This is a genomic window from Bacteroides sp. An19, assembly GCF_002160215.1.
GTDB classification, from domain to species: Bacteria; Bacteroidota; Bacteroidia; order Bacteroidales; family Bacteroidaceae; genus Phocaeicola; species Phocaeicola intestinalis.
This window is the reverse complement of the sequence record NZ_NFKD01000005.1, coordinates 136,708-155,437: the sequence shown is the minus strand read 5'-3', so window position 1 is coordinate 155,437 and position 18,730 is coordinate 136,708. Positions and strand designations below refer to the sequence as shown.

At 44.7% G+C, this 18,730-nt stretch carries 20 protein-coding genes and 1 tRNA gene; 17 read left to right on the top strand and 4 right to left on the bottom strand.

From position 1 onward, the window contains the following. Positions 1–297 precede the first annotated feature (297 nt). A complete protein-coding gene (locus B5F25_RS03805) occupies positions 298–3,150 on the bottom strand; it encodes a TonB-dependent receptor (RefSeq protein WP_087247680.1) in 2,853 nt (950 codons plus the stop codon). A gap of 148 nt (positions 3,151–3,298) precedes the next feature. On the opposite strand from B5F25_RS03805, the gene aroB reads away from it, so the two are divergent. The 9 genes from aroB (at position 3,299) to B5F25_RS03760 (ending at position 9,817) form a co-directional block, all read left to right on the top strand. Further along, on the top strand, positions 3,299–4,360 hold the full coding sequence (gene aroB, locus B5F25_RS03800; RefSeq protein WP_087210933.1) for a 3-dehydroquinate synthase: 1,062 nt from the start codon (positions 3,299–3,301) through the stop codon (positions 4,358–4,360). A 303-nt stretch (positions 4,361–4,663) separates the two neighbouring features. Next, positions 4,664–4,738: transfer RNA gene (locus tag B5F25_RS03795), tRNA-Pro, on the top strand. A 495-nt stretch (positions 4,739–5,233) separates the two neighbouring features. After that, positions 5,234–6,403 carry a hypothetical protein gene (locus B5F25_RS03785; RefSeq protein ID WP_087247678.1) on the top strand — a complete coding sequence of 390 codons (1,170 nt, stop codon included), beginning with the start codon at positions 5,234–5,236 and terminating at the stop codon, positions 6,401–6,403. A gap of 3 nt (positions 6,404–6,406) precedes the next feature. Continuing rightward, positions 6,407–7,288 carry a hypothetical protein gene (locus B5F25_RS03780; protein WP_087247676.1) on the top strand — a complete coding sequence of 294 codons (882 nt, stop codon included), beginning with the start codon at positions 6,407–6,409 and terminating at the stop codon, positions 7,286–7,288. 57 nt (positions 7,289–7,345) lie between these two features. After that, positions 7,346–7,963: a DUF4313 domain-containing protein gene (locus B5F25_RS03775; RefSeq protein ID WP_046404748.1), complete on the top strand. Its 618-nt coding sequence runs from the start codon at positions 7,346–7,348 to the stop codon at positions 7,961–7,963. Between the two features lie 15 nt (positions 7,964–7,978). After that, positions 7,979–8,134 (top strand): hypothetical protein, encoded by a 156-nt coding sequence (locus B5F25_RS22110; RefSeq protein ID WP_008152292.1) that lies wholly within the window; start codon positions 7,979–7,981, stop codon positions 8,132–8,134. A gap of 15 nt (positions 8,135–8,149) precedes the next feature. Next, positions 8,150–8,494 carry a hypothetical protein gene (locus B5F25_RS03770; RefSeq protein WP_087247674.1) on the top strand — a complete coding sequence of 115 codons (345 nt, stop codon included), beginning with the start codon at positions 8,150–8,152 and terminating at the stop codon, positions 8,492–8,494. An 18-nt stretch (positions 8,495–8,512) separates the two neighbouring features. After that, positions 8,513–9,490, top strand: coding sequence for a hypothetical protein (locus B5F25_RS03765; RefSeq protein WP_013619012.1), 978 nt, complete (start codon positions 8,513–8,515; stop codon positions 9,488–9,490). 33 nt (positions 9,491–9,523) lie between these two features. Next, entirely contained in the window at positions 9,524–9,817 is a 294-nt protein-coding gene (locus tag B5F25_RS03760) for a DUF4120 family protein (RefSeq protein WP_013619013.1), read from the top strand. Between the two features lie 42 nt (positions 9,818–9,859). Here B5F25_RS03760 and B5F25_RS03755 read toward each other — a convergent pair whose 3' ends face one another. The 3 genes from B5F25_RS03755 to B5F25_RS03745 are packed head-to-tail and all read right to left on the bottom strand — an operon-like array spanning position 9,860 to position 11,851. Further along, the gene (locus B5F25_RS03755) at positions 9,860–11,134 is read right to left on the bottom strand and encodes a Y-family DNA polymerase (RefSeq protein ID WP_013619014.1); all 1,275 of its coding nucleotides are present in this window, start codon (positions 11,132–11,134) and stop codon (positions 9,860–9,862) included. 1 nt (position 11,135) lies between these two features. Then, positions 11,136–11,582 (bottom strand): translesion error-prone DNA polymerase V autoproteolytic subunit, encoded by a 447-nt coding sequence (gene umuD, locus B5F25_RS03750; RefSeq protein ID WP_013619015.1) that lies wholly within the window; start codon positions 11,580–11,582, stop codon positions 11,136–11,138. Then, the gene (locus B5F25_RS03745; RefSeq protein WP_013619016.1) at positions 11,579–11,851 is read right to left on the bottom strand and encodes an HU family DNA-binding protein; all 273 of its coding nucleotides are present in this window, start codon (positions 11,849–11,851) and stop codon (positions 11,579–11,581) included. Before B5F25_RS03745 ends, umuD begins: the two co-directional genes overlap by 4 nt. Positions 11,852–12,135: 284 nt before the next feature. Between B5F25_RS03745 and B5F25_RS03735 the strand changes: the two genes are divergently transcribed. From B5F25_RS03735 to B5F25_RS03700, 8 genes are all read left to right on the top strand, one after another. Beyond that, entirely contained in the window at positions 12,136–13,074 is a 939-nt protein-coding gene (locus B5F25_RS03735) for a hypothetical protein (protein WP_087247672.1), read from the top strand. Next, complete coding sequence (locus B5F25_RS03730) at positions 13,071–13,340, top strand: hypothetical protein (protein WP_009121403.1); 270 nt, start codon at positions 13,071–13,073, stop codon at positions 13,338–13,340. Before B5F25_RS03735 ends, B5F25_RS03730 begins: the two co-directional genes overlap by 4 nt. Then, positions 13,337–14,149 carry a DUF4121 family protein gene (locus tag B5F25_RS03725; protein WP_087247670.1) on the top strand — a complete coding sequence of 271 codons (813 nt, stop codon included), beginning with the start codon at positions 13,337–13,339 and terminating at the stop codon, positions 14,147–14,149. Before B5F25_RS03730 ends, B5F25_RS03725 begins: the two co-directional genes overlap by 4 nt. A 21-nt stretch (positions 14,150–14,170) precedes the next feature. Then, entirely contained in the window at positions 14,171–14,890 is a 720-nt protein-coding gene (locus tag B5F25_RS03720) for an N-6 DNA methylase (protein ID WP_087247668.1), read from the top strand. Positions 14,891–14,916: 26 nt separating this feature from the next. Then, a complete protein-coding gene (locus B5F25_RS03715; protein WP_004326295.1) occupies positions 14,917–15,807 on the top strand; it encodes a hypothetical protein in 891 nt (296 codons plus the stop codon). A gap of 87 nt (positions 15,808–15,894) precedes the next feature. After that, positions 15,895–16,161 carry a hypothetical protein gene (locus B5F25_RS03710; protein WP_022052945.1) on the top strand — a complete coding sequence of 89 codons (267 nt, stop codon included), beginning with the start codon at positions 15,895–15,897 and terminating at the stop codon, positions 16,159–16,161. Positions 16,162–16,204: 43 nt separating this feature from the next. Next, positions 16,205–16,798, top strand: coding sequence for a hypothetical protein (locus B5F25_RS03705; RefSeq protein ID WP_004326298.1), 594 nt, complete (start codon positions 16,205–16,207; stop codon positions 16,796–16,798). Further along, positions 16,795–18,729 carry a hypothetical protein gene (locus B5F25_RS03700; RefSeq protein WP_087247666.1) on the top strand — a complete coding sequence of 645 codons (1,935 nt, stop codon included), beginning with the start codon at positions 16,795–16,797 and terminating at the stop codon, positions 18,727–18,729. The genes B5F25_RS03705 and B5F25_RS03700 overlap by 4 nt, the downstream gene beginning before the upstream one ends. The last annotated feature ends 1 nt before the right edge of the window (position 18,730 follow it).

Sequence of the window (18,730 nt, the reverse complement as noted above, 5' to 3'; positions counted from 1 at the left end):
TGTATTGCCGGATGACCCTGATTCCGGGCTTCCACCGCCTTCCTCCGCCCTTTTCGCTACGCTCCAAGGACGGAGGAAGGCGGTGGCGGAGTTGCACTTCTAACTTGACGGTGGGGTTCGATGTCCGGTAAGACTTGTATAGTCAGGTTAAAAAAATGGTTTTATGTCAGCATGTCTTGGCTCTATGCAAAAAGAAGGCTCACAGGTGTTCTGTCGGCGACGCTGTGAGCCTTTTCTTGGATGTGAATGATAGCGGTGAGTATAATAAAGTATAAGTGCCCGTTTGTTGATCGTTTTTTAGAACCGGCGAGGTCCGTGCGGACCATGTCCTCCACGGAAGCCGGGACCACCCATTTGTCCTTGTTTGCCTCCAAAGAGGTTCAGTCGGTAGATGAAGTGTACCATACAGTAGCTGTAGATAGCGTTGTATTCGGTATCTTGTCGCACGGCTGCACTGATGGTACGGCTGATGTTGCTTTGATTTTTCAGAATGTCATAGAACTGAATGCTTACTGTAGCTGCATTGCCTTTTAGGAAATCTTGAGCTATCTGTGCATTCCATATCAGTTCGTCTCGGTTCATGCTGGCATCGGTGTATCCACGACGTGAATTTTGAGAAATATCAGTCGATATAGTCATGTTCCAAGGCAGGCGCACGTTGGTACTGGCTCCGTACGAAAATTGGTAAGTATCCATATTGTTCGATGTTTGGTAACTGTTGCGCGAATGGGTATAATCCAGTGAACCGTTGAGTGATAACTCCCACCAGTCATTTCGGAACGTTCCGCGTAAACGTTCGCCTAATGACAGTCGTTTGGTAGTGTTCTTATCGGCATCAGTTGTGGTCTGGTTATCACTGATATAGCTCACCATATTTTGGTAATTGGCACGTGTAAAGGTGTTGATGGTAAAACGTTTGTCACGTAAGGCAATGTTACTTCCCACAATGCCGAATAAGTTCCAGTTTCCGTTGATATTTTCAGGCATGGTGGTGTATCCTCCGGTTTCAGAGTTATAAATACGTCGGTTGCTGATGTCGTTTAGTACGTTTTGGAAACTGAAGAACGAGAACATACCACGCTGGGTTTCGGTTTTGAATATGTTGTATTCCACGCGCAAATGGTTGGTGAAAGTTGGCTTCAGTCCCGGATTTCCTACCGTTACATTCAGAGGGTCGGTATTATCCGAAATCGGAAGCAGATCTATCATATCAGGTTGTGAACTTCTTCCACGGTAGCGGATACGCAACTGGCTGGTTTTGGAGAAGCGGTAGCGGAAGTCTAGGGTCGGTGTGAAGTTGAACACGTTCCGTACAGTATCTACTTGATAGTCGCCTTGCGAATAACTAAGTGTAGAGCATTGGGGTTGGAAGGACATACCGATATTGAAACGCATCTTTTCGCGTATCCAACGGAATGAAACATCTACCTGGTGATTGTAATAATTATAGGTGGCATTCTTACTTAAGTCGGTATTGAGTGTTCCTCCGGAAGTGTTGCCGTCAAGGGTCCACTCTTCGGGCATGTCGTAAGTAGAACGGTCGGTGGTAGAGTGGCTATACTGGAAGTTGTATCCGAATTGTAAAAACCCACCTTTGAATATAGGTTCGCTATAGGTCAGCCGCGCATTGTATTCACTGTTTTTGGTGGGAGTATTGATATACCGGTTTAAACGTTCGAATCGTTCTTCATCCGTTTGTTGGAAATATTCGGTTTCTGAAAGTGAAAATTGTTCGCTGCTGCTATTCGTATAGTTGTATCTGCCGCGGAAGGTGATGTTGCGTCCTTCGCTGTTCAGTCTGCGGTTGATAATCACCGAACCTCCGGCAGTAATATCATCACTCTTGCTCAACGAGTTTTTCAACACGCTATTGACAATGTTGGCTTCGGGCACCAGTGAGGTAATATCATCGGTGTTGAACAGTTCATCTGTAGAATATACAGGGTCTTGGTCGAAAGTGTATGAATTCTGTCCGTTGCTGTTGTCAGTTTTTCCATAACGGATACGTGGCCGGAATATCAGCGTGGTCATTGTGTCCGGACGCCATTCCATGAAAGCATCTGCTGTCAGATTGGTCGTTTTATTGCGTGTATGGTCCATAGCATTCTTGAACGAACTGCTTTCGGTGGAAACGAATGTCTCAGACGACTGTTTGCTGATTTGGTCAGCATCTTTGTAATTGAAGTTTATACTTCCTTCCGATTTGAACTTGTCGTTTTCGGTAGCAAAGTTCGCTCCCAGCATTTTCACAGCTGTCAGGCCGTTTTCCTGACGGCGGAAACCGCCACCTCCACCGGGAAAACTATTATCATTTACGTTGTTTGCCGAACCTATAACGGTGAATTGTTTTTTGTCTTTGAAGTAGTTGGCAAGCAGTTTGGCACTATATCGGTCTTCTGTACCGTACGCTCCGTCTACGTTCCCGAAAAATCCGTGGTTCATACCCGGCTTTACGCTTAGGTCAAGCACGGTTTCCTCTTCACCATCCTCAATACCTGTCACACGTGCCATATCTGATTGTTTGTCGTATGCCCGTACTTTGTCGATGATGTTGACTGGAAGGTTTTTCATGGCGATATTAGGGTCATCTGCAAAAAACTCTTTTCCGTCAATCATGATTTTCGTAATTTCTTTGCCATTGATGGTGATTTTTCCATTTTCGTCCACTTCTGCCCCGGGAAGTTTTTTTACCAGTTCTTCCAGGGCAGAGCCTTCAGGTACGCGGTATGCCGAACTGTTGTACACCAGTGTATCTGCTACTGCGGTTACTTCGGGAGCCTGGGCTACTACGGTTGCCGCTTCCAACATTACGGCATCCATGTGCATTTTTACCGTTCCGATATTCAGATTTGGTTTGGATTTTGTAATAGACACCCTTCTTACATCAGATGTATAGCCTATAAATGATATTTTCAATGCATAATTTCCCGGACGTACATTGATCGAGAACCGTCCGTTCAAATCGGTTGATTGACCAGTCACCATTGTGCTGTCTGGTAATGATAACACTTGTACTGTAGCTTCCATTACCGGTGATTGGTCATCTGCATCAATTACACTTCCTGAAATCTTTCCTAATCTACTGTTGCCTTGTGCAAAGGTTGCTGTTCCTGCGAACATCAGTAGTAACCCCATAACCCACGTTTTCATTGTCTTCTTTTAATTAATGTCTAAATGTTTGTCGCCTGTTTGACAGAAAAAGCAAGATAAGGTTTAATCTTTCATCCTGAATATTTGTTAATGCTTTCGTCTTGCTGCTAACTTTTTTCTATTTTTGCCCCCAAATAAACAAATAATTATGAGTATGCAGGAAGTAGTAATTTGCAATCAGTTGGAAAATGATTTAAAGAAAGCGGTAACGAAAAGTGAACACGACAAAGTGTTTGTCTTGACAGATGAACACACACATGTCTTTTGTTTTCCGATTATCTGTAGGTTTCCTTTCTTGAAAAATGCCGTTGAAATTTGTATAGGGGTAGAGGATGTGCACAAAAACCTGGAAACATTGGCGTATGTGTGGACGCAATTGAGTTTGAAAGGGGCTACACGTCGTTCGCTGATGATAAATTTAGGCGGAGGTATGGTAACCGATTTAGGAGGTTTTGCAGCTGCTACTTTTAAGCGGGGTATTTCGATGATTAATATTCCGACCACATTGTTGGGGATGGTAGATGCATCTGTGGGAGGAAAGACTGGCATAAATTTCAATGGGCTGAAGAATGAAATCGGCGCATTTGCCCCAGCCGAATCTGTATTGATAGACTGCGGATTTCTGAAATCGCTTGACCGGGAAAATCTGCTTTCTGGTTATGCGGAGATGTTGAAACATGGGCTAATCAGTAACGCCTGCCACTGGAGCGAACTGGTTGGTTTTGATTTGAACCGGATTGATTACGGGTGCCTACAAAGATTGGTAGGTAAGTCCATTGAGGTGAAAGAGCAGATTGTAAGACAAGACCCATTTGAAAAAGGTATCCGTAAAGCGTTAAATTTCGGGCATACGGTAGGACATGCTTTCGAAAGTCTTGCTTTGGAAAATGGTCGTCCTATTTTGCACGGTTATGCTGTAGCGGCTGGGATGGTATGCGAACTGTATTATTCTCACTTACGTATGGGATTCCCCAAGGAAAAACTTCGTCAGACTTTGCAATTTATTAAAGAAAATTATGGCCGTGTGGCTTTCACCTGCGAGGATTATGAGCGTTTGTATGCTTTTATGTGTCATGATAAGAAAAACAGTGCTGAAGGAAAGGTTAACTTTACACTAATCAGCGAAGTAGGTGATATTCATATCAACCAGACTGCCACTCAAGATGATATTTATGATATGCTTGATTTTTATTCAGAAACGATGGGATAACAGAATTGTAGTAGAGAAACAATGAAAAACACGCTCATAGTTTAGCTATTATCTTGGTTCATAACCCCCATCCGCAGACGGTTTGGTTTTATGTCCTCCATACCAGGGATATACATCCCCTCATTGGAGGACATAGAATGAAGTAGCCCTAATAGAATTATATACAACATTAATTCCGCTAACGGGTATTACCTGATATTCATATAAATTTAAATAGCCTCTTGAGGACAAAGCAAAAAAAATCTTTTTTTGTTTGCAGATTCAAAATAAAGTGTTACCTTTGCACTCGCAAAACAAAAGTGACGGGGTGTAGCTCAGCCCGGTTAGAGTACGCGTCTGGGGGGCGTGTGGTCGCTGGTTCGAATCCAGTCACCCCGACTGCTGAAAATCAAGGAGTTAAGATAAACATCTTAACTCCTTTTTTTTGATTCCTACAACAAATCTACAACATTTTTTCCGCTACAACATGTCTACAACTAATAAAAGAAAAATACTAAGCTTCATTTTTCTTTTATTCATATTAGTTTATTTTCATATTACGGAACAAGTCTATACTCCACATTAAGGACCCATATTCTTAAATAATGCAAAAAATCAAACTTGCTATAAGGCACAAAGAACATGCTTTACTATAAAATATCATCCAGCATAATATCCATTATTTCATTTCTTACAGCAAATATCGCCCTTTGCCACTGACTGTGCAAGGCGGCCCTGTCGGGCTGGTTGGCTGGAAAAAAATCATCCTCGCTTCGCTCCGGTATTTTTTTCCGCCAAGCCTTGCACCGGTCATTGGCAAAGAACAGCCGGGCCAGTAAGAAATTGAAATACTGGCTCCACGGAGCCGGTCATGTCTAATTTAAATAAAAGAATATGACTGAAGAAGTTGGAAAGAAGGTATGTGAAGGTACAGTAGCAGACCTCATGAAGGACAAGACCGGAAAACAGACGGTTATCACGTTGACAAGAAAGAATGCTTACCGAGTGAAGAAAATCAGAGAACAAGGGACGGATGACGAAGCCGTCCTTTTTCATTTCCGTAAACGCCGTACGGGAATGGGGTCCTATGTACACACCATCGAAGCGGCAGACGGAGAAACAGAACTTCATCCGTCTGAATTTGAAAAATGGGAAGCTGTGGAATTCCTGTATCCCGGCTATCTGGAAGACCTGCTTGATGCTGCATACAACGCGTATAGATGGAGTTCCTACGAACCTGAAGCAAGGGCGGAAACAGACATCATGCAATATGAAAAACAACTTGTAGAGGATCTGAAACAGATTCCGGAAGAAAAGCAGAACGAGTATGTCAGTGCATACCATAGTAAGTTCTCTGCCTTGCTGGGCAGTCTCTCACGATGTGCCAGTCCGATGGTGACAGGGCCTGCCAAATTCAACTGCCAGCGCAACAACAAGGCCTTGGATGCATACCAGAACAGATTTGATGAATTTCATGACTGGCGTAACCGCTTCAAGGCTGCCATGGAAAGGATGAAAGAGGCTGCCAAACCGGAAGAACAGAAGCAGGAAGAGGCATGGAACCGTCTGAAGCGTGACATTGCAAGCAGCGCACAGACCATTCATGATATTGATACCGGTAAAGCAAGAGGATACAGCCGTGCCTTGTTTGTCAGCAGTATCCTTAATAAAGTAAGCACCTATGCGGGAAAAGGAGAAGTGGAAATCGTACAGAAAGCGGTGGACTTCATTACAGACTTCAATGCACAATGCAAAAAACCGATTATCACTCCACGAAACCGTTTCTTCCAACTGCCGGAAATGGCACGCCAGGCCAGACTGAAACTTCAGGAAATCAGAGAACGGGAAAACCGTGAACTGAAATTTGAAGGTGGAACGCTGGTATGGAACTATGAGGCAGACCGCCTGCAAATCCTGTTTGACAGTATTCCGGACGACCAGAAGCGAAAGGAACTGAAATCATACGGTTTCAAATGGTCGCCCAAATATAAGGCATGGCAACGGCAGCTTACACAGAATGCCGTATATGCAGTCAAAAGAGTGTTGAACCTTCAAAACCTATAAGCCATGAAAGACCGATTGAGATATGTAATCGATTCACGATACTACAACGGAACATGCCTGACTTGTATGACCGATGGAGTCCGAAGTGACCGTGGGGGAGAGACTCTTGAAGAACTGCGCACACAGGAGAATAACCCGTATCTGACAGTCGTCACTTCCAAAAGGATTGACAAGATGAACCGCCTGTATCTCCAATCATTATGTGCACCGTTCAAAGAAATTACAGAAGGTGAATATTATGACCTGTTACACGTAGGACGTCCACTCCGTATGAAGCAGGATTCATTCTTTGCCGGAGATTACAATTACAACAGTGTATATATTTTCTGTTTCACCAGAGAAAGCCGTTACTTTAAAGGCATGAGACCGGCATACACACCGCAAATTCAACTGGATAACGAAATAGACATGTACATGACAATCATCAACCGGAAAGCCGTAATCTCAAAAGAGGAAACAAGCAAAACGGTCACAACCGGAACCAGATTCATTCCCTATTATTTTTCAGTGGACGGGAAACAGCCTGTATTCATCTGCAACCTTGTCATCCAATCAGATTCCAGACAAGCAAGGACGGACATGGCGAATACCCTGAAAAGTCTTCGCCGGAACCATTATCAGTTCTATAAAGGAAAAGGACATTACGCAACTCCGGACGAACTGATAGACCATGTATCAGGAAAGAAGCTCACTCTTGTTTCCGACGGACATTTCTTTCAATATCCTCCCGGCAGGGAATCCGCAACTTTCATCGGACACATCAAGGAAACATCAGAGGAATTTCTTTTTCGGATCTATGACCGTGAATATTTCCTGTATCTCCTAAAAAGATTGAGGACCGTGAAAAAGGAATCGGCACAGGAACAAATAAATATCAAATCATAACATTCGGGGGAATGCGGTAGAATAACTGCCGTATTCCCTCATAAAAACAATACAAGTATGAACAAATCGAACACTCTATACTGGAAAACAGCCACAGATCCGGCTGAACGCATTGAGGTCAGACTCGTCCTGAACAGTTATATCGACAATGACAATCTGTATGTAGGACTTGAATCCCGGTCTAAAGAGAATCCGGAATGCTGGGAATCCTACACGGACATCACCGTCAACCTCAATTCCCTTCCCCCGTTCCATGCCTATGTGGACAACCGGGACTGCAACAGACATGTGCATGATTTCCTGACCATTAACAGAATAGCAGAACCTGCCGGATTTGAATATCAGGGATTCAGAATGTTCCGCTTCAATCCTGACAGGTTGAAGGAACTCGCACCCGAACAGTTCAAGACAATCAGCGCCAAACTGCCACCACAGGATGACATGATAAAGGACATCATCTATCAGGAAAGACGTTTCCCTTTGAGAACTGTTCAAGACATTCACGGAATATATCTTGTTTCAAGCAAGGAACTGGAAGAATCTCTGATCGAAGGAGTACGGAACCTGGATGCTGCGGCAAATGAACTGCTGGATGGCATCTGCCTGTTCTGCTCCACACAGGAACTGCGCTATCTTACGGATGCAGAACTGATAGAAACAATCTACGCACAATAAAAAGGAGGAACAAATATGAAAACTGGAGACATTGTATTTCTGAAACGTCCCTATAAGGGATACCGTGCCGTCGAACTGATGGAAAGACTGGAATGCCGCTGGCTGGTCAGGATTGTCGAGAGCGGTCTTGAACTGGAGGTATATGAAGATGAACTTATATCAGAATTTTAATACGGACAAAGTGTTATGGAAAAATATCAGTTTGCATTCCATTCGGAAATAATCGGCTATACCTCTCCTCATATCGGCAAGGTCAGAAAAGCCATACACAGAAAAGTAGAAAAGGAAAAGTCCGCCGCCATAAAGAATGATATTGAGCTGCACATGTACAAGGTGTATGACGGCATACCGGTTCTCCTTAACACCTGCTACCTGTATGATGAAAAAGGATGTATGGTACACGGAAGTATCAAGGAAACCAAGGATTATCTGCTTGAGACATGGAGATACCATACAAACAGACATTCCAAAGGTTTCAGTTCCACAAGAATCAGGCCCTGCACGACAAGCAGGGCTTTTTCGTTTGTATAACTCTTAAAATCAGGAATCATGAACCAGACATTACAACTTACAGACTATATTCCACAGTATGTAAGCCTCTACTACGTGGACTACCGGGATGATCTTGATGAGCATGAAGACATCCAGGAGGAATGCATCCGTTCCAACAATATGGAAAAACTCTATGAAAAGGCATACGAATGGTATGAAGAACAGGAAAGTTCAAACATGCACGACTATCTGGAGGAGACAAGAAAGAATATGGAAACGGACAATTTAGCCGGAGAGTTTGAAGATCATGAAGATGAAATCAGGGAACTTATCTACGACCGGAACGATTCCGACCCGGTAAAGGATCTGATACGCAACTCGTCCGTCACTAATTTCTTCTATTCGCTCGGAGTGGAAATCAGCGGATATCTGACCGGTTGTTCACTGCGGGGAGAATCAGTCGCCATGGCCTGCCATAAGGTACGCCGTGCACTGCATCTGAAAAAGGGGCAGTTTGACGAGAAGATTGAAGAACTGGTAGAGAATGCCACATACGGCGGAGAACTACGCATCTACTTCAACGCCATGTTTGACAGGCTCATCAGCAAAGACCCTGAGAACGATTTCAAGAGCATCCGTTTCCACGGGAATGTAGTGGTCGCCATTGCCGACAGCCGGAACGGTTCCGGACATCATGTACGCATTCCGTTGGACATCACTTTCCCTTTCCGAAGGGAGAACCTGTTTGTCGATTCACAGGTACACTATTCCTATGCCAATGAAGTCTGCGGCATGACCAATGACTGGTGTGATTCCACAAAATGGGAAACGGGCATGATACCTTTTACCGGATCTGTCCGAAAAAGCCGGATGGCTGAATACAAGAAACAGGAAGCCGCTTATGAGCAGACATTCCGAAGTGGGAAATGCACCTTCGGTGACATGAACTACAAACGCCATCGTGACGTGAGATATTCTAATGAATATCCAGCCGGATGCAGATGCCCTCATTGCGGTACTTTCTGGATTGACTGAAAAAACATTTACTAACCAATAAATTCAAACGATATGAAAATCTGCTGTTCACAAGAGCATTACGACAAGGTCGTACAGTATGCAAAATCCATCAATGACAAGACACTGGAAAACTGTCTTGAACGTCTCAAGCAATGGGAAAAGAACGATAACCGTCCATGCGAAATCGAACTTTATTACGACCATGCGCCGTATTCGTTCGGATTCCGCGAACGTTATCCGGACGGGAATACAGGCATAGTTGGAGGACTGCTGTATCATGGAAATCCGGACGAATCCTTTGCAGTCACCATGGAACGTTTCCACGGATGGAGCATACATACATAATTAAAAAAGAAAAAGGCGGGAATGGATAATCTATTTCCGCCTTCACTTCAACTTAACATCAATAATATCTTTCAAGTTGGTAGTGTATTGTTTGGAAATATGCTCACATTTCAAATTCCATCCTTTGCCATTTCCAAGAACAGCTATTTTTACCGTATTATGACCGTTTTTCCGATTGATTGCTTCAATGGTATCTTCCAGTCTTTTCAGCCTGTTCCTGTCAATCTTATCAAAGAGATCGGTCTGTATTGCTGAATCTGGACAAATATTCCATAAGATAACACCAGCCTTTTTAAAATGATATATTTTATCATTCCTCCACTCATTTCGTAAACCTTTTACTACAGTTCCGATAATCTCCTGAGAACTATTGGAAGGTACAGGCAGATAGAATGTTCTGTTGACGGACAAACTTGGTAAGTCCTGACGAAATCTGCTCGTATAAGCAAACAATGTAACTGCCCTACAACAGCTTCCTTGTTCTCTGAGCTTACGTACACAAGAGGAAGCAAAATTTGCAACAGCCTCTTCAAGTACATCAAGACTGGCTATGCCAGCATCGGCAAAACTACGGCTTGTACAGATACTCTGCTTTTCTGCAAGGTTCTCAATTTCAATACAATTTTCTCCGCGCAATTCACGCCATGTCCTCACACCGGTTATTGTAAGAATCTGTCTGACCCATCTTTCAGATTTCTGTGTAAAATCCCATGCTGAACGGATGCCATAATAGTTCAATTTTTTCCTATTCCTGAATCCGATGCCCCAAACATCACCTATATCTGTCTGTCGTAGGGCTTTTTCTCTCTTCTCTTCAGAATCTATGATACACACGCCTTCATATCCCTTATATTTTTTCCCGAAGCGGCTTGCAACCTTCGCTAAGGTTTTAGTATAGGATATACCCATTGTTACCGGTATTCCGGTTCCTTTGGTAACTGCACGGACTACTTTCTTCCCGTATGCATGAAGGCTATCATCTTTACAAATGCCGTTCAGGTCTAGAAATGCTTCATCTATGGAATACTGGGTCAATTCAGAAGCATATTCCGACAAAAGCAACATAACCCTGCGACTCATATCACCATAAAGGGAATAATTTGAACTGAATACAGCCACTCTATTCTTTTCTAACATATCCCGAATCTGAAACAGCGGTGTCCCCATCTGAATGCCCAATGCTTTTGCTTCATTGCTGCGTGCAACCACACAGCCGTCATTGTTGCTCAGGACAACAACGGGAACAGTCCGCAAATCGGGATTAAAAACCCGTTCACAGGAACAATAGAAATTGTTACAGTCAACGAGAGCCACCATACTATCTGTGTTTTTTGTTTTTCTGGCACTTGATGTTATAAGTCAACACTCCCCATACGATAAAATCATTTTCTTCCGTTACCTTAATGGGATGATAGGAGTCATTTTCAGGCATCAGCCACAAACAACTTCCATCAGGTTCCAATCGGACTCTTTTTAAAGTAAACTCTCCATCGATATAGGCTACCACAATGTCGCCGTCTCCCGGCTCCAGTCCCTTGTCTATAATTAACAAGTCACCGTCATCAATACCGCACCCGAGCATGGAATCACCTACGGCCCGGGCGTAAAATGTCGTTGCAGGATGTCTGACAAGTTCCTTGTTCAAATCAATACTTTCTGTCATTGCATCCTGGGCTGGAGAAGGAAAACCTGCACGAATTCCCTGATCAGCAAAAGCCAGCTCAAGTTCCGTACTTAAATCTGCTGAATATAAAATAAGTTTCATTTCAGTCTTTTCAAAAATTCAGTGGATGGCTTGAATGATGGTATATCATGTTCCGGTATAACCATTGACGTATTCAATGACAGGTTACGTGCAACCTTTTCCGCACGATGTTTCAAGCAGAAAGTTCCGAAACTGCGAAGGGTCACCTCATCTCCTCGCTCCAGTGAAGACTTTACTTCTGACATAAAACTTTCTATTACAGACAGAATCGTGACTGAATCTGTACCTGTAGTCTGAGATATTTCTTTAACAAGCTCTGCCTTTGTCATATTACAATAGATATTTCATCTGCAAATGTAGTCATTTTCAGTCTATCATAAAAAACAATCACGCATCCTCATTTCTTGCTGCAAAAATAGCTGTTTGCCGCGCAACTCCCGCAAGGCGGCCCTGCCGGGCTGGTTGTCTGGAAAAAAATCATCCTCGCTTCGCTCCGGTATTTTTTTCCGCCAAGCCTTGCAGGGATGCGGGCAAACAGACAACAGGGACAACAAGAAATAAGAATGCCTGTACCTTACAGGCAGACAATGTATAACAATAAAAATCAGAAGTCATGATTACAGACCAGAAGACACAGAACAGGCTTCACGCGGATACCGGAACGGAACTGTTCTCCATCAGGCAAAGGAAGGAAGCCGTCACAAGGATGCTGGACATTCTGAAAGAAACTCCGGAATGCCTGCAGGTTATGAACCATATACCGGCTTATGCCATGGATGACGATACGTCAGAATGGTGGAATTCGGAAGAATCGGAAAATTTCATGAACTCACTCCTGGAAGTGATGGAAAGCTATACTCCGGACGGATACAGGTTCGGACCGAAATCTGGCACGACTGACCTTTACGGCTACTGGGAAAGCAAGACAGGGCGGACAACCCTCTTCCATCTGCTTTTCAGTCTGGAAAGCGGATATGAATGGGGAAAAGGTCTTTCCCATGAGAAAACGGACGCATTCTACAAGGAAATAAAAGAGAAATTTCATGGAGAGGGATTCGACACGGACAGAACAGGCTGTACATCACAGGCCATTTATCTTGTAAAAGGAAAGACACGCCTGTACGTGCATCCGATGGAAATAAGCGGCTACTGTGAAACACTGCATATTCCACAGATTACAGCCATACTGAAAAAAGGAGGCCGTACATTCCGTCTTGTAAAGGATACGATAGCGGAAGAGGTGTATTCCTTCACCGATGAAGAAGAAATGGAATATTACCGTGCCAGATACGGAACGTGCATCCACCGGAATATACTGGATGCCTTCAGCAACCGCCGGGCAGGGAAAGAGGACATACTTTCCATGATGGCATCACGGATAAATGTGGCGACGACATCACATCTTCACGGTATCGGATATGATTCGCCTGCATACAGGTTTGTGCATGAGGCATACGACAGACTGGTAAACAACGGAAAGCTGAAGGAGAATGTCCGGGAAATCGGTTGCTGCAACATCATAATGGCCATTTCAAATACCAACGCAATATGAGACTGAATTACAATGACATGCTGCTTCTGGCAATATGGGAATACAACAGGAGACAGGACGAGGATCTGACCCTGGAACTGTTTCAGGAAACATTCGGACAGGTTCCCGGCGCACATTTCCATGACAAATGGGTGCATTATTACAACAAGAACCTGCTGATGATGGCCGCCTATTTCAGGGGTGAGGAAGAAAACGGCCAGAAATTCTGTGATATGATCACCCGACAGGTTGAACGCTATACACAAAACAGGAGGAGAACAGGATGAATACAAAGATACGATATGACCTTGACAGTCTTGAACTGGCAAACGGTGACTTCGGGTATCCCATTACAGAAAAGGAAGTACGGAAAGTGAACCGTATGCTGGAACTGATGGAGAATGTCCGAAGCAGGCAGATGTGCCCGACAGAAGGAGACTGCGTTGAATTTGTCTCACGTTCTGGTGACTATTTCGGAAAGGCTCATATAGAACGGATAACAGGCAAATATGCGGATATATGCCTGATACCGGAAACGGTATTCTGTTTCGATGACATGGGAAAAGCCGCCTATGATACCACCGGAAGTCCCTGGACTCAGGTCAATATCCGGAACATGAAACCCGCAGGTTCTGAAATACGCATATTCAGAACATGGGGATTCGGGAAGCGCAGCAATACGGGCAGTCTCAGGTTCGATGCTCCGGTCAGGAAATGGGAATACAGAGAACCGAATCCGTTGTATGACGGTTACACCACCCGTAACTGGTTCCGCTATCATATCATGAAACACCGGGACAGGGAAAGGACAGGCGAATACACCTTCCGCAGCGATTCATTCACGCTGTACAGCCGGAGCGAGCTGGACGAACTGGCCGCAATCCTGAAAGGCAGACTCTACAAGGGAATCCTGCCTGACTCTCTTGTACTTTGGGGGTACCGCATGGATATTAAGGAAATATCACGTGAGCAGTGGAACGGTATGGGACAGCACGGACAAATCCGCATGAAATTCATGGGATACGGTCCCGTCAGAATACACACGGACAATGAAAACCATACCGTAACAGTATACAGAATCAACGACAGTCTATAACCAATTATAAAATAAAGGAATATGGCACGATATGAAATCTCCAACGAAGTCAGGCCACTCGACAGGCTCATCACAGGCTTTGCCTCATCATGCGGCTATGAAATACAGACCGTATTCAACGACCTGCTGCGTTTCATCATCCACGGCTTCTCTCCTGGAGCACCGCCAATAAGCAACTGGAAATACAAGCGTCAGCAAAACGCCTCGTTCATGGAAATGACAGCCGAATGGACACGTATCATGCAGAGGCAGATCGGCAGGTCGGGCTGGTTCGACGCTTTCGGTGAACTCCACATGGCTTACTGCTCAAAACCGGGACAGCAGGCAAACGGACAGTTCTTCACGCCGTCACATATCTGTGAACTCATGGTCATGTGCGCGGCAGGTAAAAAAGAGACCGGACAGAGGATGGGAGACCCTACATGCGGAAGCGGAAGACTCCTGCTGGCATACCATGCGCACAATCCGGGAAACTACCTGGTCGGAGAAGACATCAGCCGGACCTGCTGCATGATGACCGTATGCAACATGCTCGTCCACGGATGTGTCGGGGAAGTGATCTGTCATGACAGTCTCCAGCCGAAGGCATTCACCGACGGATGGAAAGTCAACCAGGCTCTGCCCTTGACGGGAATACCTTCTATAAGACGCATGAAGGAAGAGGAATACAGGAATCCTCTTCCGGAAAATATCGGACGCTTCAAAGAGGCAGTCCGTATCATCAACCTATTGGACAAATAATTACCAACCATTTAAAAAATATAATTATGGAAGCTTTAGCAACATTGAACAATCAGAGACAGTTTGATTTCCAGAACAACGGAATCGAAGTAATGGACCTTGAAACACTACAGCGTACCTACAAGGAGAACGACATCTACGGCAATCCGGTCAGGGGAATCTACCACTACCAGGTCATCCAGCGCATGACGGACATCTGCCGCCGTCACAACCTGAACTACGAGGTGGAGGAAATCTTCGCCGCCCAGAACAAGAACCGGACACAGCCCGGAGTGGTCATCCTGCCACAGGTGGAACAGACCTATGGAGAGAAGGCGGTAGAGGCACATGTACTGCGCAGAATCTTCACAACAATCCGTATTCTGAACGGGGATACCGACGAACTGACAACCACACTCGTGGTAGCCTACCATCAGGACGGTATCCAGGCGGCAATAGGTCCCTGCGTACGTATCTGCCACAACCAGTGTATCCTTTCACCCGAACGAAGCGTTGCCAACTACGGCAAGGACAAGGTGACTACCGAGGAACTGTTCGGGAAGGTGGATGACTGGATGCGCAATTTTGAGCGTGACATGGATGCGGACAGAAGCCGAATCCAAAGGCTCAAGGAAAAGGTGTTGACACCCGGTGAATTATACATGATTATCGGTATGCTGACGGCTCTGCGTGTATCCCATGACAGTGCAGACAAAAGACTGGCATCACAGGTGGATACCTATCCGCTTAACCAGGGACAGATTTCCGTGTTTACGGAAGAACTGCTCAAACTCTCACTTGAACAGCCACGCATTACAGCGTGGGATGTCTACAATGTAGCGACAGAAATCTACAAGCCTGGAAAGACTGATTTTCCTGCCATGATTCCACAGAACGGAGCAATGGCCGATTTCCTGCTTTCATATAACCAGAATTAGAACCTGAAACCGAAATACGACAGGCCCGGTTCCGTCACCAGCGGAATCGGGCTTTGTCGTTTATCAACCGTAATAATAAGATAAGATATGGCAGCAAGTAACAGAATAAAGGCTGAAATGTATATCCTTTTCAGCTGCAACGCATGGCACGAATACAGTTCATTCGAGCCAAAGGCGGTCTTCTCTTCCATAGAAAAGGCAGCAGACTTCCTGCAAAAGAACAGAAGAAAACTGAAACTGGAGGAAGATGACATCGAATGTTTCAGACAGCACAGTCAGACTCAGGGCAGAAATACCAATTACCTGGTACAGTCCTGTCCCTATAATCCAGTCCGCGCAAGAGACTTGGAATGACAAAGAATCCCATTCATAAACAATCATATAAAAATATACGACTATGACAAATGATGAAAACACTTACATCGGAATGTCCCTGCCGGAAGGAATACGGTACATCACCGTTTTTGAAAAAGGGGATTTTGAAAACTGCGGAAGAATACTCAGGACATTCTACCGTACGGAAGACAGGGTGAGAAAACTGCTCGCTTTGGGAAACCTGCTCCATCTGGGAGGCAGCCTCTCATCAAATGAAAACAAGACAAGCTGTTGGCCTTTGAATAATGGGAATCCCATTCACGAAGCAAAGGAAATATCCGGCAAGGAAAAGTTCTTCCTGCTCGGTGACTGGACTTACCTGTATGAAAATGGCAGATGGTTTCTGGGCTATGAAGGAAAAATCTATGAAATCAGCAATCCTGAATTTTCTGTCTTTGTTCCCGACAAGGACCATACGCCTTCCCCTCTGGACAAAGGACTTTCCTTTGCCGTAATCGGCGAAACGGGAAAACTGGAATTCACTCCGGAAATTGTCAACGGATGGGATACCTGGAAAAGCCTTCCCAAAAGAGTCAGTGAAAAAGGGAAAACGGTATATGTATTCCGCAAAACACAACTTATAAAAGTCATCAAACCTAAAAAACTGGAATCATGAAAGAAATCAATATGACAAAGGCTATATCCTATATGCCGGACAAATTCATCACAATGGAAATGGTTGAACTGGCCGCAGCCGAACACCGTCCGGAACTGGTCAACTATCTGCCGGAGAAATATATTACTTCTGAAATACTTGACAGTATATTCAAAACAGATGATTACGGATGGCGTTCCTGGCAGCTTTCGAAGATACCTGAAGAAAAACGTAACCGCCAGATTTGTCTAAGGGCAATAAAGGCCGAAAAGAGTAATTTTCCTGACATACCGGAAAAATACAGGAACAGTGACATACTTGAATCGCTGTTCGCACACAGGAATTTCATGCACTACCTGCATCTGATACCTTCATCCTCATGGAACAACGGAACAGTCCGTGATGCAATATACTCCCTTTACCGTGACGTACAGCAAAACGGAGGTTACCGGTACTGTTCAGAGAGGTATGAACAGCAGTTCTTATATGAAACAAGCGTCATGCTTTCTTTCGTTCCGCGACAAGCCAAGGATTTCAGACTTTGGAAAGAACTGATCCATGACGGACGTATCGCAACCATGACTATCGACAAAATGATGCCTAAATGTTTCAAACAGGCAGCATACTACAAGGAATGGGCCATACGCTGTATCAAGGAAGTGGATACATGCTGGCTTGACTATGACACCGTATGGAAGGCCATCTGTCACAAGACAGGCAACCTGCACGACATTTTCGATTCATACGGACATTACGAGTGGTTCTCCAAACATGCGGATGATGCCATGGCTGACAAAGCAATGGAGCTGGAACCTAACCTGTTTAACAAACTTCCCGGACGATTCCGGACACCGGAAAGACTTATTCATACACTTGAAGTAAAGAGAGATATCAACAGTTACAACTTCCATCTTGAGCCGAACCTGATGACGAAAGAGGTCTGTATGGCACTGGCCAGAAGGGATTCGTTCTATCCGGATATTACATCGGAACGCTGGAACAGGGAACTTGTGGAATATTTCACCGAACACGGAAACAGCATGTATTGGTTTCCTCAACTGCCGAAAAAACTACAGACCAGAAAACTTGCCGAGAAGGTTCTCAAGGAGAAGCCGCAATTCTTCCATTATCTGCGGATGGAATTCATCACACCTGAAATGTCCAGGCTGTTATGTCAAAAAGACCAGGATAATATCCGTTATTTCAAGGAGCGTGTCATGGAGTTCCAGAAATATACAGGACTTCCGGCCGAATTCTATGGATGTGAAACGGATTTCGAGCATATCAGAGATCGTAATGACAGCCGCCGATACTGCCGTATAGGACTCACTTACATTGCCCTGCAAAAATGTAAACGCGGATGGCATGAAAGTGAATACTATCTCATCATGACACGCCATCCCAACCGATATATGCCTGCCGAAACAGTGTTCAGAAAACAGATTACCACATTCCACCGGACATGGCTGGAAAAGACAATATGTGACAACGACCCGCAATTCCGGATTCCGAAGATTCAAAAGGATTTGAAGGATGTACAGGCCATGCGGTATTATGAGGTGGAACATATCCGTACCATACGGGGTTGCGAAATATTCCGCAACTCTTTCATGGGGCAGACAGTGGAATACTGTATCCGCAAGGACGGACTGACCTACCATGACAGGAACATGGAAAGGCTCGCCTCCGGCCTGCAATACAAGATCCGTCAGTTGAAGGAACAAACTGTACTCCCCAAAGAAACGGATGATTCGATGGAAATCAATGCAGAAACGGTACACCGCAATATGGGGTATTGTCTGACCGGAATAGAAGCCTTTGCGGAAGACTACGGACTGGACGTAGCCCGGACATATACCCTGAAAGAGCTGAAGGACGTTATCCATGAACAGGGATACAAGTCTTCACTGGAGAAATACAAAAAAGAAGTCCAACATCTAAATCTTATCTGAA